The 20771-nt window shown below is 60.1% G+C and carries 21 protein-coding genes and 1 pseudogene; 13 read left to right on the top strand and 9 right to left on the bottom strand.

Going from position 1 to position 20771, the window contains the following annotated elements; all coding sequences use genetic code 11:
- Positions 1 to 37 precede the first annotated feature (37 nt).
- Together gcvT and gcvH are read left to right on the top strand one after the other, a co-directional pair.
- A complete protein-coding gene (gcvT, locus tag JJD66_RS00105; protein WP_200647389.1) occupies positions 38 to 1120 on the top strand; it encodes a glycine cleavage system aminomethyltransferase GcvT in 1083 nt (360 codons plus the stop codon).
- A gap of 52 nt (positions 1121 to 1172) precedes the next feature.
- The gene (gene gcvH, locus JJD66_RS00100; RefSeq protein ID WP_200647388.1) at positions 1173 to 1556 is read left to right on the top strand and encodes a glycine cleavage system protein GcvH; all 384 of its coding nucleotides are present in this window, start codon (positions 1173 to 1175) and stop codon (positions 1554 to 1556) included.
- A 144-nt stretch (positions 1557 to 1700) separates the two neighbouring features.
- Here the strand turns inward: gcvH and JJD66_RS00095 are convergent, their stop codons facing one another.
- The 6 genes from JJD66_RS00095 to JJD66_RS00070 form a co-directional block, all read right to left on the bottom strand.
- The gene (locus JJD66_RS00095; RefSeq protein ID WP_105228909.1) at positions 1701 to 2843 is read right to left on the bottom strand and encodes a DegT/DnrJ/EryC1/StrS family aminotransferase; all 1143 of its coding nucleotides are present in this window, start codon (positions 2841 to 2843) and stop codon (positions 1701 to 1703) included.
- Positions 2844 to 3007: 164 nt separating this feature from the next.
- Entirely contained in the window at positions 3008 to 3322 is a 315-nt protein-coding gene (locus tag JJD66_RS00090; protein ID WP_003176799.1) for a DUF2388 domain-containing protein, read from the bottom strand.
- 68 nt (positions 3323 to 3390) lie between these two features.
- Complete coding sequence (locus tag JJD66_RS00085) at positions 3391 to 3837, bottom strand: NfeD family protein (RefSeq protein ID WP_014720400.1); 447 nt, start codon at positions 3835 to 3837, stop codon at positions 3391 to 3393.
- 10 nt (positions 3838 to 3847) lie between these two features.
- Positions 3848 to 4768: an SPFH domain-containing protein gene (locus JJD66_RS00080; protein WP_003195285.1), complete on the bottom strand. Its 921-nt coding sequence runs from the start codon at positions 4766 to 4768 to the stop codon at positions 3848 to 3850.
- A gap of 76 nt (positions 4769 to 4844) precedes the next feature.
- Positions 4845 to 6539, bottom strand: coding sequence for a GspE/PulE family protein (locus JJD66_RS00075; RefSeq protein WP_200647387.1), 1695 nt, complete (start codon positions 6537 to 6539; stop codon positions 4845 to 4847).
- 80 nt (positions 6540 to 6619) lie between these two features.
- Positions 6620 to 6958, bottom strand: a complete 339-nt coding sequence (locus tag JJD66_RS00070; RefSeq protein WP_014720398.1) for a hypothetical protein — start codon at positions 6956 to 6958, stop codon at positions 6620 to 6622.
- A 127-nt stretch (positions 6959 to 7085) separates the two neighbouring features.
- On the opposite strand from JJD66_RS00070, the gene JJD66_RS00065 reads away from it, so the two are divergent.
- Positions 7086 to 7556, top strand: coding sequence for an Lrp/AsnC family transcriptional regulator (locus JJD66_RS00065; protein WP_054896032.1), 471 nt, complete (start codon positions 7086 to 7088; stop codon positions 7554 to 7556).
- Between the two features lie 71 nt (positions 7557 to 7627).
- Here JJD66_RS00065 and JJD66_RS00060 read toward each other — a convergent pair whose 3' ends face one another.
- Entirely contained in the window at positions 7628 to 8995 is a 1368-nt protein-coding gene (locus tag JJD66_RS00060; protein ID WP_200647386.1) for a CYTH domain-containing protein, read from the bottom strand.
- Between the two features lie 158 nt (positions 8996 to 9153).
- Between JJD66_RS00060 and argE the strand changes: the two genes are divergently transcribed.
- Both argE and argA read left to right on the top strand, forming a co-directional pair.
- The gene (gene argE, locus JJD66_RS00055) at positions 9154 to 10302 is read left to right on the top strand and encodes an acetylornithine deacetylase (protein ID WP_096144046.1); all 1149 of its coding nucleotides are present in this window, start codon (positions 9154 to 9156) and stop codon (positions 10300 to 10302) included.
- A 133-nt stretch (positions 10303 to 10435) separates the two neighbouring features.
- The gene (gene argA, locus JJD66_RS00050; protein WP_003195273.1) at positions 10436 to 11734 is read left to right on the top strand and encodes an amino-acid N-acetyltransferase; all 1299 of its coding nucleotides are present in this window, start codon (positions 10436 to 10438) and stop codon (positions 11732 to 11734) included.
- Between the two features lie 113 nt (positions 11735 to 11847).
- On the opposite strand, the gene tauA is transcribed toward argA, so the two are convergent.
- Complete coding sequence (gene tauA, locus JJD66_RS00045) at positions 11848 to 12834, bottom strand: taurine ABC transporter substrate-binding protein (RefSeq protein ID WP_198715822.1); 987 nt, start codon at positions 12832 to 12834, stop codon at positions 11848 to 11850.
- 370 nt (positions 12835 to 13204) lie between these two features.
- Here tauA and JJD66_RS00040 point away from each other — a divergent pair, with 370 nt between their 5' ends.
- From JJD66_RS00040 to JJD66_RS00005, 8 genes are all read left to right on the top strand, one after another.
- Entirely contained in the window at positions 13205 to 14545 is a 1341-nt protein-coding gene (locus JJD66_RS00040) for an OprD family porin (RefSeq protein ID WP_105228905.1), read from the top strand.
- A 274-nt stretch (positions 14546 to 14819) separates the two neighbouring features.
- Complete coding sequence (locus tag JJD66_RS00035; RefSeq protein WP_098950086.1) at positions 14820 to 15458, top strand: peroxiredoxin; 639 nt, start codon at positions 14820 to 14822, stop codon at positions 15456 to 15458.
- 318 nt (positions 15459 to 15776) lie between these two features.
- Entirely contained in the window at positions 15777 to 16370 is a 594-nt protein-coding gene (gene ssuE / locus JJD66_RS00030) for an NADPH-dependent FMN reductase (protein WP_014720392.1), read from the top strand.
- 97 nt (positions 16371 to 16467) lie between these two features.
- Positions 16468 to 17436 (top strand): sulfonate ABC transporter substrate-binding protein, encoded by a 969-nt coding sequence (locus JJD66_RS00025; protein ID WP_200647385.1) that lies wholly within the window; start codon positions 16468 to 16470, stop codon positions 17434 to 17436.
- A gap of 26 nt (positions 17437 to 17462) precedes the next feature.
- Positions 17463 to 18611, top strand: a complete 1149-nt coding sequence (gene ssuD / locus JJD66_RS00020) for an FMNH2-dependent alkanesulfonate monooxygenase (RefSeq protein ID WP_003195260.1) — start codon at positions 17463 to 17465, stop codon at positions 18609 to 18611.
- Between the two features lie 9 nt (positions 18612 to 18620).
- Positions 18621 to 19406 (top strand): aliphatic sulfonate ABC transporter permease SsuC, encoded by a 786-nt coding sequence (gene ssuC, locus JJD66_RS00015; protein ID WP_003195258.1) that lies wholly within the window; start codon positions 18621 to 18623, stop codon positions 19404 to 19406.
- On the top strand, positions 19403 to 20209 hold the full coding sequence (gene ssuB / locus JJD66_RS00010; protein WP_014720389.1) for an aliphatic sulfonates ABC transporter ATP-binding protein: 807 nt from the start codon (positions 19403 to 19405) through the stop codon (positions 20207 to 20209). The genes ssuC and ssuB overlap by 4 nt, the downstream gene beginning before the upstream one ends.
- Positions 20210 to 20228: 19 nt before the next feature.
- Positions 20229 to 20444 carry a TOBE domain-containing protein gene (locus tag JJD66_RS00005; protein ID WP_003176783.1) on the top strand — a complete coding sequence of 72 codons (216 nt, stop codon included), beginning with the start codon at positions 20229 to 20231 and terminating at the stop codon, positions 20442 to 20444.
- 211 nt (positions 20445 to 20655) lie between these two features.
- Here the strand turns inward: JJD66_RS00005 and JJD66_RS27935 are convergent.
- Positions 20656 to 20771, bottom strand: a pseudogene (locus JJD66_RS27935) (IS110 family transposase); the annotation flags it as partial.

Raw genomic sequence — 20771 nt, 5'->3', positions numbered from 1 at the left:
CTCTGCGCGCCTTCGCCAAGCCCGGAAGGAGAAACCCATGGGACAGCGTACGCCTCTGTATGACCTGCATCTCGCCCTCGGCGCGAAAATGGTCGATTTTGGCGGTTGGGATATGCCTTTGCATTACGGCTCGCAAGTTGAAGAACACCACCAGGTGCGGCGCGACTGCGGGGTCTTCGATGTATCTCATATGACCGTAATCGATGTCACCGGCCCCCAGGCCAAGGAATGGCTCCAGTACCTGCTGGCCAATGATGTCGACCGACTGCACGGCTGTGGCCGTGCGTTATACAGCGCCATGCTCAACGAGCAGGGCGGGGTAGTGGACGACATGATCGTCTACCGCACCGAAGCCGGTTACCGCCTGGTGGTCAACGCCGCCACCCGCGACCAGGACATGGCCTGGATGCAGGAGCAACTGGGCACCTACTCAGTGCAACTGCATGAACGGTCAGAGTTGGCCATGCTCGCCATCCAAGGCCCACACGCCCGGCAGAAAATCGCCGAACTGGTGACCCAGTCCCGTGGCACCCTGATCCATCAGCTCAAACCGTTCGAAGGCCGGGCCGACGGCGACTGGTTCATCGCCCGCACCGGCTATACCGGCGAAGACGGCCTCGAAATCGTGTTGCCGGCCGATCAGGCACCGGGCTTTTTCAACGATCTGGTGGGCGCGGGCATTTCCCCCATCGGCCTCGGTGCGCGCGACACCTTGCGCCTTGAGGCCGGCATGAACCTGTATGGCCAGGATATTCACCAGGCCGTCTCGCCCCTGGCGGCCAACATGTCCTGGAGCATCGCCTGGGAACCTCTCGAGCGTCATTTCATTGGCCGCGCTGCGCTGGAAGCAGAAAAAGCGGCCGGCGTGCAGTTCAAACTGGTGGGGCTCGTCCTCGAAGAGCGTGGCGTGCTACGTGCTCATCAGGTGGTTCGTATCGCCAATGTTGGCGAAGGAGAGATCACCAGTGGTAGTTTCTCGCCTACGCTAAGCAAATCCATTGCGCTGGCGCGTGTGCCGACGGCGACTGCCGACCGGGCCGAAGTGGAAATCCGCGGCAAGTGGTATCCGGTTCGAGTGGTCAAGCCGACCTTCGTGCGTCATGGCAAAACCCTGATCTAACCAATTCCGGCAGGCCAATGGCCGCTGACATTTCATCTTGAGGACACAGACTATGAGCAATATCCCTGCCGACCTGCGTTTTGCCGAAAGTCACGAATGGGCCCGTCTGGAAGCTGACGGCACCGTGACCGTCGGGATCTCCGACCATGCACAGGAAGCTTTGGGTGATGTGGTGTTTGTTGAACTGACCGAAGTGGGCAAGGTGTTTGCCGCTGAAGACCAGGCGGGGGTGGTGGAGTCGGTCAAGGCCGCCTCGGACATCTACTCGCCGATTGCGGGCGAAGTGATTGCTGTCAACGACGAGTTGGGTGGCAATCCTGAACTGTTGAACTCTGACCCTTACGGCGCCTGGATCTTCAAGCTCAAGCCAAGCGACAAGGCCGAGCTGGACAATCTGCTGGATGCCGCCGGCTACAAAGCCGCCATCGGCGAATAAACCCCATAGTTACAACGACACAAATCAATGTGGGAGCTGGCTTGCCTGCGATTGGGTCACCCGGGTATCACCGATACACCGAGGTGCCAGCATCGCAGGCAAGCCAGCTCCCACAGTTGATTGGGGGGTGTCTGCTGGTTGTGATCAGGCTCTTTTCAATACGGCTTTAACCGCCGCTACAGCCCGCTCCACATCCGCCTCTGTCATCGCCGTGAACATCGGCAACGACACGATCAAACGCCCAACACGCTCCGCCACCGGGAACATGCCTTCCTTGAAACCCTGTGCCCGATACAGGCTCAGCAGGTGGATCGGCGGGTAGTGATAGCCGATACCCACGCCGTGGGCCTGCATCTGTTCCATGAACGTGGCGCGGGCTGGCAGGCCATCCTGGCGCTCCGGCAATACCAGTTGGAACAGGTGCCAGTTGCTGTTTTCGAAGTCGGCCGGCGGCAGTTGCGCACCGTATTGGGCTTCGAAATCGCTGCCAAAGCATTTGAAGTAGTGCCGTGCCAGGTTCTGACGATGGGCGGTGATCTTCTCGATGTGCGCAAATTGCCCCAGGCCGATGGCGGCGGCAATGTCGGTCATGTTGAACTTGCCACCCAGCACATCCACATCCAGGCCATCGAAGCCGCTGCGGGTGACGCCTTGCAGGCGGTACTTCTCTGCCAGACGGGCCTCCTCGGCATTATTCAACACCAGGCAGCCGCCTTCGGACGACGTGATGTTCTTGTTCGCCTGGAAGCTGAAGGACACGAAGTCGCCGGTTGCGCCGATGCGTTCTCCATCCCAGCTGGACCCCAGGGCCTGGGCAGCATCTTCGACAATACGCAGGTTGTACTTGTTGGCCAGCGCGTAGAGCATCGGCATATCCAGGGGCAAGCCGGCCAGGTAGACCGGGATGATCGCCTTGGTGCGCGGGGTAATGGCAGCTTCTACCTGGGCCAGGTCGATATTGCGTGTCACCGGGTCGATGTCGGCAAAGACGGGAGTGGCGCCGACTTCGAGAATCACGTTAGCCGTGGCAACCCAGGAAATTGGGGTGGTGATGACTTCATCCCCAGGCCCGATCCCGGCGATGCGCAAGGCGATCTCCATGGTGCAGGTGCCCGAGTTGAAGGTGCGCACCGGACGGCCGCCAAAATAGTCCGACAGCTGTGCTTCGAACGCCTGCACCTGTGGCCCGCTGGTGATCCAGCCGGAACGCAGAACATCGCCGACCGCCGAAATGGTGGCTTCATCAATGGTCGGTTTGGAAAACGGCAGGAAGGGCTGTTGGCTCATGACGAAGAAGGCATCCGTTTCAGGTAGGCAATGAAAAATAGACGTGTCAGTAGGGCATGGTTGCACGCCGAGACTGAATATAGCCTGTCATCCATGAACGATTCGTCATGCAGCAGGCAAAAAAATGCCGCTTGAGAAAGCGGCATTTTTTATGAAGGCAGTTGTTACTCGGTCACAGCATTCTTCGCCAGGATGGCGTTAGCCAGTTCCATGTCCGTGGCTTGGAGGCCAGGGTTATCGGCGCGGACCTTCTGCATGGCCGCTTCCAGATACGGGCCGCGAATGCCGCCGTCGCTGGCGACGAAGCTGCCCGCGTCGTCCTGGGCGGCGACTACCAGCTTGTGGTCCTTGAACGTCAGGTAAGTCGAACCAGTGGTGGCGCCCGACGAGATGACATTACGCCAGAAGCTATCGGCCATGGCTGAGCCGACAGGTAGGGAAAGCACAGCGAGGGTTGCGACAGCATATTTGAGACGCATGATGGGTGACTCCGGTGGGTTATCTGTACGTTTTGATTGTAGTTAACCCGATCCAGTTCCATCACTGACTAAACAGTTTCAACCTTTAAAATCACCCCATCCTGCCCAACCACGCGGACTTGAGCGCCCACGGGCGCGTCTGCACCGGTGACCATCCACACGCCATCGCCGACTTTGACTTTGCCGCGGCCATCCACAATGGCTTGATGCACCACGAAAGTGCGCCCCACCAACTCCGAACCGCGCTCGTTCAACCCCGGTTGATCGCTGGCCTTGGCACTGCTGCGTTGGCGTTTCCACCAGTACACGGCGGTCAGTATCGACAACACTGCAAACAGCAGCAGTTGCCATTCCAGCCCCAGCGGTGGGAACAGGAACTTGATCACGCCCACGGCGGCGGCGGCGATGCCCATCCAGAGCAGGTAGCCTCCGGCACCGAACACCTCGAGAATCAACAGCACGGTGCCCAGCGCCAGCCAGTCCCAGAACGACAAATGCAGCAAAAAGTCCCACATGGTGTTGGCCTCAGCCTTTCTGGTTGCCGAAGGTTGCCTTGACGATTTCGCCGATACCGCCTACGGCGCCAATCACCTGGCTGGCTTCCAGCGGCATCAGGATGACCTTGCTGTTGTTGGCCGATGCAAGCTTGCCCAGGGCGTCGATGTATTTTTGCGCGACGAAGTAGTTCACCGCCTGCACGTTGCCCGACGCAATGGCTTCGGACACCACTTGTGTCGCCCGTGCTTCGGCTTCGGCCTGACGCTCGCGTGCCTCGGACTCCAGGAACGCGGCCTGGCGGCTACCTTCGGCCTCAAGGATCTGCGCCTGCTTCTTGCCTTCGGCTGTCAGGATCGCCGACGCCCGCAGGCCTTCGGCTTCGAGGATTTGCGCACGTTTGATCCGCTCGGCTTTCATTTGGCCGGACATGGCGGCCATCAGGTCGGCGGGCGGGCTGATGTCCTTGATCTCGATACGAGTGATCTTGATGCCCCATGGCGCGGTGGCTTCATCCACGGTGCGCAGCAGTTTTTCATTGATGCCGTCACGCTGGCTCAGCATGGCGTCCAGTTCCATGGAGCCGAGCACGGTGCGGATATTGGTCTGCAGCAGGTTGCGGATAGCATGTTCGAGGTTGTTGACCTCATAGGCGGCCTGGGCGGTGTTGACCACCTGGAAGAAGCACACGGCATCGATCTGCACGGTGGCATTGTCGGCGGTGATGACTTCTTGAGGCGGGATATCCAGCACGCTTTCCATCACGTTGATCTTGCGACCGATGCGGTCCATGACCGGGATGATGATATTCAGGCCGGGTTTTAAAGTATTGGTGTAGCGGCCGAAACGCTCGACGGTCCATTGGTAGCCCTGGGGCACCACTTTGAACCCCATGAACAGGATGGCGATGGCCAAGCCCACAAAAAGAAGCAGTACGGTTCCGATCTGCATAGCGATTCCCTATCTGAAGGTGTCAGTGAATGACATTAGGCCGATTGTAACGGTCTGGACACGGATAAAGACGGTTTCATGGCCCAACAAACAAAGGATTTGTTTCTGAATCCCCTGGCGTGACCCGCAATACCTCCGTCATCGTGGTCAGGCCGGCCTTCACTTTCTCGACGCCGGCCATGCGCAGGCTGCTCATGCCCTGCGCCAGTGCCTCACGGCGCAGCGCTTGTACGTCCGCACCCGGGGTGACCAGCGCTTGGAGTGCCGGGTCCATGAGCATGATTTCATACAGCCCGGCCCTGCCTCGATAACCGCTGTCACGGCATTGCGCACAGCCGACGGCTTCGCAGCCGTCAACGTCCGCCTGGCCCAGCGGGCGCTTGCAGTGGCTGCACAGCAGCCGCACCAGGCGCTGCGCCATCACACCTATGAGCGTGGCTTTGATCAAATAGTGAGCAACGCCCAATTCCTGCAGGCGGCTGATGGCGCTGGGTGCATCGTTGGTGTGCAAGGTCGAGAAAACCAGGTGACCGGTCAGCGCGGCCTGGATAGCCATCTCTGCGGTCTCCTGGTCGCGAATTTCGCCGATCATGATGATGTCCGGGTCCTGGCGCAGCAGGGCGCGGATGCCGCTGGCGAACGTGAGGTCGATGTTGTGCTGGACCTGCATCTGGTTGAAGGCCGGCTCGACCATTTCAATCGGGTCTTCCACCGTGCACAGGTTGACCTCCCGGGTCGCCAGTTGCCTGAGGGTGGTGTAGAGGGTGCTTGTCTTGCCCGAGCCGGTGGGGCCGGTGACGAGGATGATGCCGTGGCTGCGTCGCGTCATGGCGTGCCAGCGCTGCTGGTCGGCGTTGGACAAACCCAACTGGTCAAAATCCTTGAGCAGCACCTGTGGGTCGAAAATTCGCATCACCAGTTTTTCGCCGAATGCCGTGGGCAGGGTCGAAAGCCGCAATTCCACTTCGACACCCGCAGGGTTCCTGGTTTTGACGCGGCCATCCTGGGGTTTGCGTTTTTCGGCCACGTTCATTCGCCCCAGGCTTTTCAGGCGGCTGACCACGGCCATGGTGACCTGTGGGGGAAATTGATAGACGTCATGCAGCAGCCCGTCAATGCGAAAGCGCACCCGGCCCTGGTCGCGGCAGGGCTCGATATGGATATCGCTGGCTCGTTGGCCAAAGGCGTATTGCAGCAGCCAGTCGACGATGTTGACGATATGCGCGTCGTTGGCATCCGGCTCCTTGTCGCTGGCGCCGAGGCTGAGCAAGTCGAGATTGCCAGGCGTCGTCATCTTTTCATCCGCACCGCTGACGGACTTGGCTAAACGGTAAAACTCGTTGATACAGCGCTGGATATCGCTGGGGTTGGCAACCACGCGCTTGATCGTGCGTCTGAGCACCTGGGACAGTCCGGCTTCCCAGGTGGTGACATGGGGTTGGGCACTGGCGATCGTCACGCTGTGGGTATCGACGGCGACTGCAAGAATGCCGTGGCGCTGGGCAAAGGCGTAGGACATCAACGGCACCACGGCTGCCACATCAATCTTCAACGGGTCGATGCGCAGGTAAGGTTGGCCTACCTGCCGGGCCAGCCATTGGGTCAAGGTCTCCAGGCAAGGGCCCTGGGCTGCGATGCATTCCAAGGGATGCTGGCTGCCGGATGCTGGCGCTACCTTTTGCGCCGCCTGCGCCGTGATCAGCCCTTGCTCGACCAACGCCGGCAACAATTGCTGCAGTTTCAAGGGGTGATCGTGAGCGGCGACGGACATGCAGGTTTTCCTGGGGCTTGGGGGGTAATCCCAGGCTAGCCAGTTGCTGAAGATCCTGCTGGCGCGTGTATTGCCGGTTTTTACTGGGCCATCGCTGCCAACGCTTGAGGCCGCTCGGAATCAGCCGACCACAGCTCCAGGGTGCAGACGCTGATCAGGTTTCGAATCTTTTCACCGATCACCTGGGCGCGGTGCCAGCTCAGGCCGGTCATCACGATATCAATGCTCAGCAGGTCGGCTTCCCGGTTCATGCTGACCTGGGTGGGCGTGAGCAATTGCAGCGCGAAGTAGTTCAGTACCCGGCACAGCACGTCCGGTTCAGCCTCGGCGACGATGCGATAGTGCGCCTGGCAGTGGCTGCTATTGGCGGCCCACGCATCGACGCGGGTGGCGGGGTAGGCGGTTTCGACGGCATGCATGCTGACTCTCCAGTTTCGACTGGAGAAATTTTTACATTCGCCTCGGGAGATTTCTTATCTAAAATAAGCCTTTTTGGCGATAAATAGACCAAAACGATTCAAGATAAGCCTATTCATGGGTACTTTTATGCACAATGAGTTGGACGCCTACGACCGCCGCATCCTGGCCTTGCTGCAAGAGGATGCCTCGCTCTCCAGTGCACAGATTGCCGAACAGGTCGGCCTGTCGCAGTCGCCATGCTGGCGGCGTATTCAGCGGCTCAAGGAGGAGGGCGTGATCCGCGGCCAGGTCACCCTGCTGGACCGCAAGAAAATCGGGCTCAACACGCAGATTTTCGCCGAAGTCAAACTCAACGCCCACGGTCGTTCCAATTTCACCGAGTTCACCGAGGCGATTCGCGGGTTCCCGGAAGTGTTGGAGTGCTATGTGCTGATGGGGGCGGTGGATTTTCTGCTGCGTATCGTCACCTCGGATATCGAGGCGTACGAGCGGTTTTTCTTTGAGAAGTTGTCGATGGTGCCGGGGATTCAGGAGGTCAACTCGATTGTGGCGCTGTCGGAGATCAAGTCCACCACCAGCCTGCCAGTATTGCGCTGACAGGGAGGGCCTCATCGCGGGCAAGCCCGCTCCCACAGCAAATGTGGGAGCGGGCTTGCCCGCGATAGCGATTACAGGCGCAGAAGGGTCTTCCAGGCACGATTCTGATAAACCGCAATCGCCTGGTGCATACGCGCATCCAGCGATTCATCGGTAATCGGCTGGTTTGCCAAGTGCGCCAGCTTGTTCAGCTCGCCGTACAAACGGTCCAGTTCAGGAATGTCCACCACATGGCGCGCATGGTGCAGCCAGGCCTGGATGCGTTCGATGCGCGGCAGTTGCTCGGCCAGGTCTTCCGGCTGTTGCTGGTAGCGCTGCAATTGCAAGGCGACGGCGTCGTCGGCCAGCAGGCGTGGCAGCCAGTTGGTAATTTGTGCAGCGCCCTGACGGTTGCCACGCACGTTACGTTCGGCCGTCCAGGCGCGGGCCAGCAGCCAGCGCGAGAGGTTGAGTGAGAATAGGCCCCAGCGCACGTCTTGCAGCTCTTCGATGAACTGTTCCGGCGCGGCTTTGCGAATGTCTTCATCGTCGTCACCGGCCTGGACCAGCGGGCGCCAGTCTTCCAGCAACGCATCCAGGGCGCTGCGCAGTTCGCTGGTGGATTGGCGTGGCGCGGCCTGGCCGAGGCTGCCGATCAGGGCGCGCAATTCACCGAGGTTCTCGACCCAGTCTTGCAGCAGGCGCCAGTGGCCATTGAAGCGGTATTGCTCGGCCAGGCGCTGGCTGCTGCCCAGCAGGTGCCACAGGATCGCGGCGAAGGCGTCGTCCAATGGCATTTCGGCGTGGATCTGTGGCGCCGGCAGGCTCAGGGAGTAGCTGCTGGCGTCATACAGGCGATAGCCGCGTTCGGCCTTGCTGATGTCGCACGGCATCAGGGCCAGGGTTGCGGCCAGCTCGGCGGCCAGCTCCAGCAGGGCCGCCGGTTCGCCTTCGCGCAGTTCCAGCTCCAGCTCGCAGATTTCTTCTTTCTGCTTGCCGACTACCACGTGGCCCAGGTCCAGGGCGGCTTCGATCACCACCTTGGCCTTGCCACGGCCCCAGGCGATCTCGGCGCGTTCACGCACGAAGTCGGTGGTGAAGATCGGCTTGAGGGTCTTTTTGTCCAGCTCGGCCAGTTGCTCGGGCCAGCACTCGCCATCGAGTTTCTTCACATCGAGCTTGGCTTTGGGCAGGTCCCAGTTGTATTCGTTGCGTTCCGACAAGCCGGCGACGCTTTGGCCGCGGGTCTTGAGGGTCTGGATGATGTCGTCACCGTCCTTGCGCAGGCGCAGGGCAACCTTGGCCTGGGCCAGGTCTCGCTCGGGGGTGTCGAAGTACTGGTTCATCAACTCACGGCGTTCCCAGCCACTTTTGTTGCGTTTTTTCAGTAACGGGTGCTCACGCAGCGCGGCGAGTGTTTCGCGGCTGACGCGTAGCTTGATTTCGGTTTCTTTCTGCATGGCCGGAAAATCCAGGATCGGGAGCGCAGCCGGGGAAAAGTGTGGCTGCCAAGGTCGTGCAGTGTACAGGAGTGAGCCCGGCAACGTGCCGCAACGGTTTATTGTGTTGCGCAGATGCCTCTATAGTGAGGTTCATCCGGGAAGTTGGGAGACCGCGCATGCCGTTACCGTCCATGAAAGAGCAGTTCGCCGCCTTGATCGCCGCGCCGTCGGTGAGCTGCACCCAGGCGTCTCTCGACCAGAGCAACCGCCCGGTGATTGACCTGCTCGCCGCTTGGCTGGGCGACCTGGGCTTTGCCATCGATATCCAACAAGTCAGCCCCGGCAAGTTCAACCTGTTGGCCAGTTTCGGCAGCGGCCCCGGTGGCTTGGTGTTGGCGGGGCATAGCGATACCGTGCCGTATGACGCGGCGCTGTGGAACACCGACCCGCTCAAGCTGACGGAAGTCGACGGCCGCTGGGTAGGGCTGGGCAGTTGTGACATGAAGGGGTTCTTCGCACTGGTTATCGACGCGGTGTTGCCGCTGCTGGACCAACCCTTCAAGCAACCGCTGTTGATCCTTGCCACCTGTGACGAGGAAAGCTCTATGTCCGGTGCCCGTGCGCTGGCCGAGGCGGGGCGCCCATTAGGTCGTGCAGCTGTGATCGGCGAGCCGACCGGGCTCAAGCCGATCCGCCTGCACAAGGGCGTGATGATGGAACGCATCGAGATCCTCGGGCGCAGTGGCCACTCGTCGGACCCCAGCCTGGGCCACAGCGCCCTGGAAGCCATGCATGACGCCATCGGCGAATTGCGCGGCCTGCGCCTGGCCTGGCAGCGCGAGTACCGCAACGCGCAATTCAGCGTGCCGCAGCCGACGATGAACTTCGGCTGCATTCACGGCGGCGACAACCCCAACCGCATCTGCGGCCAGTGCTCCCTGGAGTTCGACCTGCGCCCCCTTCCGGGCATGGACCCCGAGGTGCTGCGCGCCGCGATCCGCCAGAAGCTCGAACCCCTGGCCGAGCGGCATAAGGTCAAGATCGACTACGCGCCGTTGTTCCCCGAAGTGCCACCCTTTGAGCAGCCCGAAGACGCCGAGTTGGTGCGGGTGGCGGAGCGTTTGACCGGTCATCGTGCCGAAGCAGTAGCGTTCGGCACCGAAGCGCCTTATCTTCAGCGCCTTGGTTGCGAAACCCTGGTGCTCGGCCCTGGCGACATTGCCTGCGCCCACCAGCCTGGCGAGTACCTTGAAATGTCACGCTTGACGCCTACAGTGCGTCTATTGCGGGAACTGATCGAACACTACTGCCTGAAACCTGCATAAATTAACCCCTGCCCATTCGTACATAAGGAGAGTGAGCGTGTCGCCAAGCCTGTTCCGACGATAACCATCAGCCGCTGTGCGCTTTCACGATTGATCCTTTATTTGGCTGCTTTTTATTACAGGCCCAGGTGTTATGCCCGAATACGTCAACTGGCTTCGTCACGCTTCGCCCTACATCAACGCCCACCGCGACTGCACTTTTGTGGTCATGCTGCCCGGCGATGGTGTGGACCACCCCAACTTCGGCAATATCGTCCACGACCTGGTGCTGCTTCACAGCCTGGGAGTTCGCCTGGTGCTGGTGCACGGCTCGCGCCCGCAAATCGAAACCCGCCTTGAAGCACGCGGCCTTACCCCGGCTTACCACGAAGGCCTGCGCATCACCGATGCTGCGACGCTGGAGTGTGTGATCGACGCGGTGGGTCATTTGCGCATTGCCATCGAGGCGCGCTTGTCCATGGACATGGCGTCCTCGCCGATGCAGGGTTCGCGCCTGCGTGTGGCCAGCGGCAACCTGGTCACCGCACGGCCAATCGGCGTGCTTGAAGGCGTGGACTACCACCACACCGGCGAAGTGCGCCGGGTCGACCGCAAGGGCATCAACCGTCTGTTGGATGAGCGCTCTATCGTGCTGCTGTCGCCGTTGGGGTATTCGCCCACCGGCGAGATCTTCAACCTGGCCTGCGAAGACGTCGCCACCCGCGCCGCCATCGACCTGGGCGCCGACAAGTTGCTGCTGTTCGGCGCCGATCCCGGTCTGATCGATGAGAACGGCCGCCTGGTGCGTGAATTGCGCCCACAACAAGTACCCGCGCACCTGCAACGCCTGGGCAGCAACTATCAAGCCGAACTGCTCGATGCCGCTGCCGAAGCCTGCCGGGGTGGAGTAGGGCGCAGCCATATCGTCAGCTACGCCGAAGATGGTGCTTTGCTTACCGAACTGTTCACCCGCGATGGTGGCGGTACGCTGGTGGCCCAGGAGCAATTCGAACTGGTGCGCGAAGCGGCGATTGAAGACGTCGGCGGCTTGCTGGACCTGATCAGCCCGCTGGAAGAGCAGGGCATTCTGGTGCGCCGTTCGCGGGAAGTGCTGGAGCGTGAGATCGAGCAGTTCAGCGTGGTCGAGCGCGAAGGCATGATCATCGCCTGCGCGGCGCTGTATCAGATCGCGGATTCGGATGCGGGGGAGTTGGCGTGCCTGGCAGTGAACCCGGAGTACCGCCACGGCGCGCGAGGCGATGTGTTGCTCGAACGCATCCAGACCCGGGCACGCGCCCAGGGCTTGAAAACCCTCTTTGTACTCACCACGCGTACGGCCCATTGGTTCCGCGAACGCGGCTTTGTACCCAGCAGCGTGGACCGCCTGCCGTCGGCGCGCGCGTCGCTGTACAACTATCAGCGCAATTCGAAGATTTTCGAGAAGGCCCTGTAAAAGAGTACTGCTCTGTGTGGGAGCTGGCTTGCCTGCGATAGCGGCGCCTCGGTTTATCTGAAGGACCGAGTTGCTGGCATCGCAGGCAAGCCAGCTCCCACCAAAGACTGTATTTATTGTGTGATGAATTTGTCGGTCACATAGGCCGAATAATCCGGCAGCACCGTCTCCACCTTCCCCTGTTCCTTCAAGAACTTCGCCGTCTCCTCAATCGCCTTCGCCGTGCCACCCTTGAGCAGCGCAGCGGTTTGCTGTGCCTGCGCATCCGGAAACGTCGTACCGGCCAAGAGCTGCGGAATGTCGTCGGCATTTGAACCTGTCAGTTTGGCGATTTTTTGCACTGGCTCGGAATCCACCGTCCAGCTGTCTTTGTGGGCGGCATAGTCGGCAAAGGCATCCAGGGTAACTTTGGCGAACTTGGCCACTACGTCAGGATGTTTTTGCGCAAAATCCTTGCGCGCCACCCACACCTCAAATGTGGGTGCACCCCATTGGCCCACCTGCGCCGCGTCTGTCAGAGTCTTGCCGCTCTTGCGGATTTCGCCCAAGGCCGGGGACCACACAAAAGCCCCATCAATATCGCCGCGTTTCCACGCAGCGGCGATTTCGGCCGGTTGCAGGTTCACCACTTTGACTTGCTGGGTGTTCAGACCCCAGTGTTTCAGCGCGCCGAGCAGGCTGTAATGGGAGGTCGAGACGAACGGAGTGGCGATGGTTTTGCCGATCAAGTCCTGGGGGTTATCGATGCCACTACCGTTGCGCACCACCAGGGCTTCAGAAGCGTTGATCTGTGCCGATACGATAAACGCCACAATCGGCAGGTTGCGCGAGGCCGCCGCCGCGAGCGGGCTGGAGCCGAGGTTGCCGATTTGTACATCACCCGAAGCGATGGCCGTGACCACCTCCGGCCCGCTGTTGAAGCGGCGCCAGGCGATTTTCTCGCCAATGGCTTTTTCGTAGAGGCCGTCGGCCTGGGGAACCTTGCTGGGATCAATGCCGGTCTGGTAGCCCACCGTCAGGTCGGCGGCATTGACACCAAAAGAAAGTAATAGCGATACAAAAACTGTAACAAATTGACGGGAGGATGTGCGTTTGGCCATGATGGCGTCGCCTTTTTGATCGTGAGTGACGTATGCAACCGTACGGCCACACTAATCGATCTAAAAAAGCACCAGTAAATACCCTTTAGGAATTAGCTTATGGAGCGGCGCGTCTATCCTGACCGGCCAGCTTCACGGAAAGCCTTATTCCTGGATCGTATGAAAAAGAATGAAATAATTCTTTTTGGGTGTATGAAAAACTCATTACCCTGCAGGGACCAAATCAACTGCGATTAGACGAAGGTAGTAGACACACAAGGTTACGATTGACTTGGTGGTCACTATCTGGCGCTAATCGCGCATCTGTGGATCTAGGGCGTCAGACCCGAGACCAAAGAAATACAAAAATTAGAAATGAGAGGAGCGGTACATGAAGAAGTCCACCTTGGCTGTGGCTGTAACGTTGGGCGCAATCGCCCAGCAAGCAGGCGCTGCCGGTTTCATCGAAGACAGCAAGGCCACACTGGGCCTGCGTAACTTCTACATCAACACCGATAACCGCGAAGGCGCTGGTGCGAACAAGAACGAAGAGTGGGGCCAAGGCTTCGATCTGCGTTTCATCTCCGGTTACACCCAAGGCACCGTCGGCTTCGGTCTGGACGCTATCGGCCTGCTGGGTGTTCGCCTGGATTCCGGCGGTGGCACCAACGGCGCGACTGCCAGCTCCTACGGCGGCACGATCTTCCCGAGCAAGTCCAATGGCGAAGCCGTTGATAACTACTCCAGCCTGGGCCTCACTGCCAAAGCCAAGATCTCTCAAACCGAACTGAAGTTGGGTACCTTGCAGCCCAAGCTGCCGGTCATCGTCACCAACGATGGTCGTATGCTGCCGCAAACCTTCCAAGGTGGCCAGATCACCTCTAGCGACATCAAGGACCTGACCCTGGTTGCTGGCCAGATCGAAAAGGCCAAGGGCCGTAACTCCAGCAACAACGAAAGCCTGTCCATTTCCGGCGCCAACAGCCGCGGTGTGAACTGGCGTTCGAGCAACAAGTTCTACTACGCCGGTGGCGACTACAAGATCACCAAGGATCTGACCGCCCAGTACTACTACGGCAACCTGGAAGATTTCTACAAGCAACACTTCCTGGGCCTGACCCACAACTGGGCTATCGGCCCTGGCGTGTTGAAGTCTGACCTGCGCTACTTCAACAGCTCCGACGATGGCAACAACGGTAACCAGTCCGCTTACTTCTCGACGGGCAACTACGGCGGCGTGAACTCCGGTCGTGGCAAAGTCGACAACAACCTGTACAGCGGCCTGTTCCTGTACTCGGTCGCCGGTCACACCTTTGGTGGCGGTTATCAGGTCAGTAACGGTAGCAGCGATTTCCCTTGGCTGAACCAGGGTGACGGCTCGTCGGCTTACATCACAACCGACATGCAAATCCAGAAGTTCGCCCGTGCCGGCGAGCGTACCTGGCAAGCTCGCTACTCCTATGACTTCGCCAAAGTCGGCGTACCTGGCCTGACCGCCGGTGTGGTTTACCTGAAAGGTGATCATATCGACACCGTCTCCAGCAACCGTACCGAGTTCACCGGCCAGTCCGAGTGGGAGCGTGACATCACTGTCGCCTACGTCGTACCGGAAGGTCCGCTGAAGAACGTCGGCGTGGCGTGGAAAAACGCTATGTGGCGCAGCGACATCGCCAACGCGCGTAACCAGGACGAAAACCGCTTGATCGTCAGCTACTCGATCCCGCTGTTGTAAGACTGTAAAACCTTGCCCGGCGCAATGCCGGGCAAGGTGTCTTGCTGTTCAAGTCGGGCTCAACCCCTGCAAGCCCTTCCTGAATCCCTCTTTTTTGCAGCGTCTCAAGGCCTTCTCGAACCTTGAAGGCGATGTTGGCCTCAGGCCGTTCCCAAGTCCAATGAACTGATTTTTAATATTCCTTTATCGTCTAGATAAATCGATATTTATTCTTTTTAAATCACAAAAAATCCATGCACAGTGGGCTCCATAAGCACTCAACAGGAGCCACACCATGAGCCTAAGACTGGGCGACATCGCCCCCGACTTCGAACAGGATTCCAGCGCCGGCAAGATTCGCTTCCACGAATGGCTGGGCGACAGCTGGGGTGTGCTGTTTTCCCACCCTGCGGACTTCACCCCGGTGTGCACCACCGAGCTGGGTTTTACCGCCAAGCTCAAGGATGAATTCGCCAAACGTGGCGTCAAGGCCATCGCCCTGTCGGTAGATCCGGTGGACTCGCATCACAAGTGGATCGACGACATCAACGAGACCCAGAACACCGTGGTCAACTTCCCGATCCTGGCCGATGCAGACCGCAAGGTCTCGGACCTCTACGACCTGATCCACCCGAATGCCAGCGATACTCTCACCGTGCGCTCCTTGTTCGTGATCGACCCGAACAAGAAGATCCGCCTGACCATCACCTACCCGGCCAGCACCGGGCGTAATTTCCATGAAATCCTGCGGGTGATCGACTCGCTGCAGCTGACCGACAACCACAAGGTGGCAACACCGGCCAACTGGCAGGATGGGGATGAGGTGGTCATCGTGCCGTCACTCAAGGACGAGGAAGAGATCAAGAAACGCTTTCCCAAGGGCTATCGCGCGGTGAAGCCGTACCTGCGTCTTACCCCACAACCCAATCGTTAAGGCTTATATCGCCATCGCGGGCAAGCCCGGCTCCCACAGTTGACCGCATTCCCCTGTGGGAGCGGGGCTTGCCCGCGATGGCGGCCTCATGAACAGCACAGGCTTCAAGTTGCAAACCGTCTCACACAGCAGGGGTTTTCAGGCCGTTTCGACGGCCTTTTTTTTCGCCTGGCGATTGGTTAAACGCTTATGTATTTATGGAATAAACAAATGAATAAATAAGATTTATAGATATATAAATCTGCTGATAAGGTCTATCCCATCTTGGCGCCATCGCCGTACAGCGAACCGCCGACACTTGCTCAAGGAATCTCCTGCATGCTGGTCGTAACACTTGGAGGCAGTCCCAGCCAGCGTTCCCGCTCCGGGGTCTTGCTGGATAAAACCCGTCAGTGGCTGCAACAGCAGGGCGTGGAAGTAGTGAGTTACCAGGTACGGGACTTCCCGGCTGAAGACTTGCTGCACGCACGCTTCGACAGCCCCAAGGTCATTGACCTGCTGCAACAAGTCGCCAATGCCGACGGCCTGGTGATCGCCACGCCGGTGTACAAGGCGTCGTTTTCCGGGGCGTTGAAAACCGTACTGGACCTGCTGCCGGAGCGTGCGCTGGCCCATAAGGTGGTGTTGCCGATGGCGACCGGCGGCAGCATCGCCCACATGCTGGCGGTGGACTACGCCCTGAAGCCGGTGCTGTCGGCCCTCAAGGCCCAGGAATTGCTCCACGGTATTTTTGCCGAAGACAGCCAGATCGCCTATGGCGAGGGCAGTGTCCAGGCGCAGTTGGTGCCGGTACTCGAACAGCGTCTGCACGAAGCCCTGGAGCAGCTCTACAGCGCCATGGCGCGCCGGCCAAAACCGCTGGACCCTGACGTATTGAATGAACGTTTGTTGAGTGCTCGCTGGAGCATTTGAGCCTCACCCCAGAAACCTGGAAACACTCACCTTACTCAGCCGACAACGGCCAAGCAGGTGCAGCCAAAACCTTAATCGCACAGTTGGAGAGAGCGCCATGCGCACTGTCATCTTGCGTCGTGGTCTGGTCGCACTCTTTGCTGCGGCTGTGTCCTTCGGCGCCATCGTTCAAGCCCAAGCCGCCGAGACCTTGCGGATCGGTTATCAGAAGTACGGCACCCTGGTGCTGCTCAAGGCCAAGGGCACCCTGGAAAAGCGCTTGGCCGACCAAGGCGTGCAGGTGCAGTGGACCGAGTTTCCCGGTGGCCCGCAATTGCTCGAGGGCCTGAACGTCGGCTCCATCGACTTCGGCGTTACTGGCGAAACCCCACCGGTGTTTGCCCAGGCGGCTGGCGCCGATCTGCTCTACGTCGCCTACGAACCACCCGCGCCTGCCAGCGAAGCGATCCTGGTGCCCAAGGATTCGCCGATCAAATCGGTGGCCGAGCTCAAGGGTAAAAAGGTCGTGCTCAACAAAGGCTCCAACGTGCACTACCTGCTGGTGCGTGCCTTGGAAGACGCCGGCCTCAACTACACCGACGTGAAGACCGTGTTCCTGCCGCCCGCCGATGCCCGTGCTGCGTTCGAGCGTGGCAGCGTGGACGCCTGGGTGATCTGGGACCCGTACCAGGCCGCCGCCGAGAAGCAACTACAAGCGCGCACCCTGCGAGACGGCACCGGGATTGCCGACAACCATCAGTTTTACCTGGCCACCAAACCCTACGCCGAACAGCACCCGCAAGTGATCAAGGCGTTGGTGGAAGAGGTGCGTGCGGTAGGCGAATGGTCCAAGGCCAACCCGCAGGAAGTGACTGAGCAGGTCGCCCCACTGCTCGGCCTGCCAGCAGATATCACCCTCACGTCGGTGAAACGCCAGGGCTACGGCGCGCTGTTCCTGACCCCGGAAGTGGTCGCCGCCCAGCAGAAAATCGCAGACACCTTCTACCAACTCAAATTGATCCCCAAGCCCTTGAGCATCAAGGACGTGATCTGGACGCCACCCGCCGCGGTTGCCAAAGCGCCGTAATCCGACTTCATTCAGGAGACAACTCCATGAGCCTCAATATTTTCTGGTTCCTGCCCACCCACGGCGACGGTCATTACCTTGGTACCGCCGAAGGCGCCCGCGCTGTCGACCACGGTTACCTGCAACAGGTGGCCCAGGCTGCCGACCGCCTGGGTTTCGGCGGGGTGTTGATCCCTACAGGTCGCTCTTGCGAAGACTCGTGGTTGGTGGCCGCCTCGCTGATCCCCGTGACCCAGCGCTTGAAATTCCTGGTTGCCCTGCGCCCTGGGATCATCTCCCCGACCGTGGCCGCGCGTCAGGCCGCGACCCTGGATCGCCTGTCTGGTGGCCGTGCGCTGTTCAACCTGGTCACCGGTGGCGATCCGGAAGAACTGGCTGGCGACGGATTGTTCTTAAGCCATGAAGAGCGCTACCAGGCGTCGGTGGAATTCACCCGCATCTGGCGCCGTGTGCTGGAAGGCGAGACCGTGGACTACGACGGCGAGCACATCAGCGTCAAAGGCGCAAAATTGCTCTACCCACCGATTCAACAGCCACGCCCGCCGCTGTATTTCGGGGGTTCCTCCGAAGCCGCCCAGGACCTGGCGGCCGAACAGGTCGAGATGGTGCTGACCTGGGGCGAGCCGCCGGCAGCCGTGGCGGAAAAGATCGCGCAGGTACGCGCCAAGGCCGCAAAACTGGGGCGCACGGTGCGCTTTGGTATTCGTTTGCATGTGATCGTGCGCGAGACCAACGACGAAGCCTGGAAAGCCGCCGACAAACTGATCTCCCACCTGGACGACGAGACCATCGCCCGCGCCCAGGCGTCCTTGGCGCGCTTCGATTCGGTGGGCCAGCAACGCATGGCAGCCTTGCACGGCGGTAGCCGTGACAACCTGGAAGTCAGCCCCAACCTGTGGGCTGGCGTCGGCCTGGTACGTGGCGGCGCAGGGACGGCGCTGGTGGGCGATGGCCCAACGGTTGCGGCGCGGGTCAAGGAGTACGCGGACCTGGGTATCGATACCTTTATCTTCTCCGGTTATCCACACCTGGAAGAGTCGTATCGGGTCGCCGAGCTGTTGTTCCCGCACCTGGATATCGAACGTCCCGAGCTGCCAAAAAGCGCCGGCTACGTCAGCCCGTTTGGCGAGATGGTGGCCAACGACATCCTTCCCAAAGCTGCGTCGCAGAGCTGAGGCGCCGTTATGGACTTAGAAAAAATCAGCCATCGCGTGGCGCCTTGGGTGCTGCCGATCTTATTGCTGGCGGTGTGGCAGTTGTCGGTGTCGGCGGGTTGGTTGTCGACGCGCATTCTGCCAGCGCCGAGTGCGGTGATCGAAGCCGGGGTGAACCTGGTGGTCAGCGGCGAAATCTGGACGCACCTGGCCATCAGCGGCTGGCGCGCCGGTCTGGGCTTTGTGATCGGTGGCAGCATCGGTCTGGCCCTGGGCTTTATCACCGGCTTGTCGAAGTGGGGCGAACGCTTGCTCGACAGCTCGGTGCAGATGATCCGCAACGTGCCGCACCTGGCGCTGATTCCGCTGGTGATCCTGTGGTTCGGCATTGATGAGACCGCGAAAATTTTCCTGGTGGCCCTGGGTACCTTGTTCCCGATCTACCTGAACACTTACCACGGCATCCGCAATGTCGACCCGGCACTGGTGGAAATGTCGCGCAGCTATGGCTTGTCCGGTTTCAGCCTGTTCTGGCAAGTGATCCTGCCGGGCGCGCTGCCGTCGATCCTGGTGGGGGTGCGCTTTGCCCTGGGCTTCATGTGGCTGACGCTGATTGTGGCGGAAACCATCTCGGCCAGCTCCGGCATCGGTTACCTGGCGATGAATGCCCGTGAATTCCTGCAAACCGACGTGGTGGTGCTGGCCATCGTCATGTACGCCATCCTCGGCAAACTGGCCGACCTGGCAGCCCGCGGGCTGGAGCGTGTGTGGCTGCGCTGGCACCCGGCGTATCAAGTCAAAGGAGGTGCAGCATGACGGCTCAACAACCTCCGCGTCTGTTGAAGGGTATCCCGCTGGCGGTGCGCAAATTGCGCAAGGCCTTTGGTACCCGCCAAGTGCTCAAAGAGATTGACCTGCATATTCCCGCGGGGCAGTTCGTGGCCGTGGTCGGTCGCAGTGGTTGCGGCAAAAGTACCTTGCTGCGCCTGTTGGCGGGGCTGGACAAAGCCAGTGGCGGCGAGCTGCTGGCCGGCTCCGCGCCACTGCACGAAGCGATTGAAGATACGCGGTTGATGTTCCAAGAAGCGCGCTTGCTGCCATGGAAGAAGATCATCGATAACGTCGGCCTGGGCCTCAAGGGCGACTGGCGGCCCAAAGCGCTGGATGCGCTGGAAGCGGTTGGCCTGGCCGAGCGCGCCAATGAATGGCCGGCGGCGTTGTCCGGTGGCCAGAAACAGCGCGTGGCACTCGCACGGGCGTTGATCCATCAGCCGCGCCTGTTGCTGCTTGATGAGCCGCTGGGCGCACTGGATGCCCTGACCCGCATCGAGATGCAGCAACTGATCGAAAACCTGTGGCGCAAGCACGGTTTCACGGTGTTGCTGGTGACCCACGACGTCAGCGAAGCCGTGGCGATTGCCGACCGCGTGATTCTGATTGAAAACGGCGAAATCGGCCTCGACCTGAACATCGACCTGCCACGCCCACGGGCCCGTGGCTCACACCGCCTGGCCGCGCTGGAAGCCGAAGTGCTCAACCGCGTGCTGTCGCTACCCGGTTCCCCACCGGAACCCGAACCTGTTTCACCGCTGCCGACGCAATTGCGTTGGGCTCAATAACTCACACAGGAAAAACACCATGACTATTAAAGCCATCAACGTGCGTAACCAGTTCAAAGGCACCATCAAGGAAATCGTGGTCGGCGACGTGCTGTCGGAAATTGACGTGCAGACCGCGTCCGGCATTGTCACCTCGGTAATCACCACCCGTTCGGTCAAGGAGTTGGAGCTGGTGATCGGCAGTGAAGTGATTGCCTTCGTGAAATCCACTGAGGTGTCGATTGCCAAGTTGTGATTGGCGTCGCCCTTGAGATTGCTATCGCAGGCAAGCCCACATTTTGATGTGTGAACGCATTCAAATGTGGGAGCTGGCTTGCCTGCGATGAGCATAGGTATCTACACAACTTCGGCACGACGCTAAATCTGTGGCGAGGGAGCTTGCTCCCGTGACGGCCTGGCAGCCGACACAGATATAACTGATGCCCTGCGATCCAATGTGGGAGATTCTATGGTTGGGGGGAAGCCCCTAAACCCGCTTTTGATTGGTACTCGCTCTGGTTTTTCATGAGCGAAAAGGCGATACGCGCTAACTTGCGGGCGATGATGACCAGGGCTTGAGTTG

The sequence above is a fragment of the Pseudomonas sp. MF6751 genome (assembly GCF_016613265.1).
GTDB lineage: Bacteria > Pseudomonadota > Gammaproteobacteria > Pseudomonadales > Pseudomonadaceae > Aquipseudomonas > Aquipseudomonas fluorescens_BV.
The sequence above is the reverse complement of the archived record's forward strand: the minus strand, read 5'-3'. Positions and strand labels throughout refer to the sequence as shown.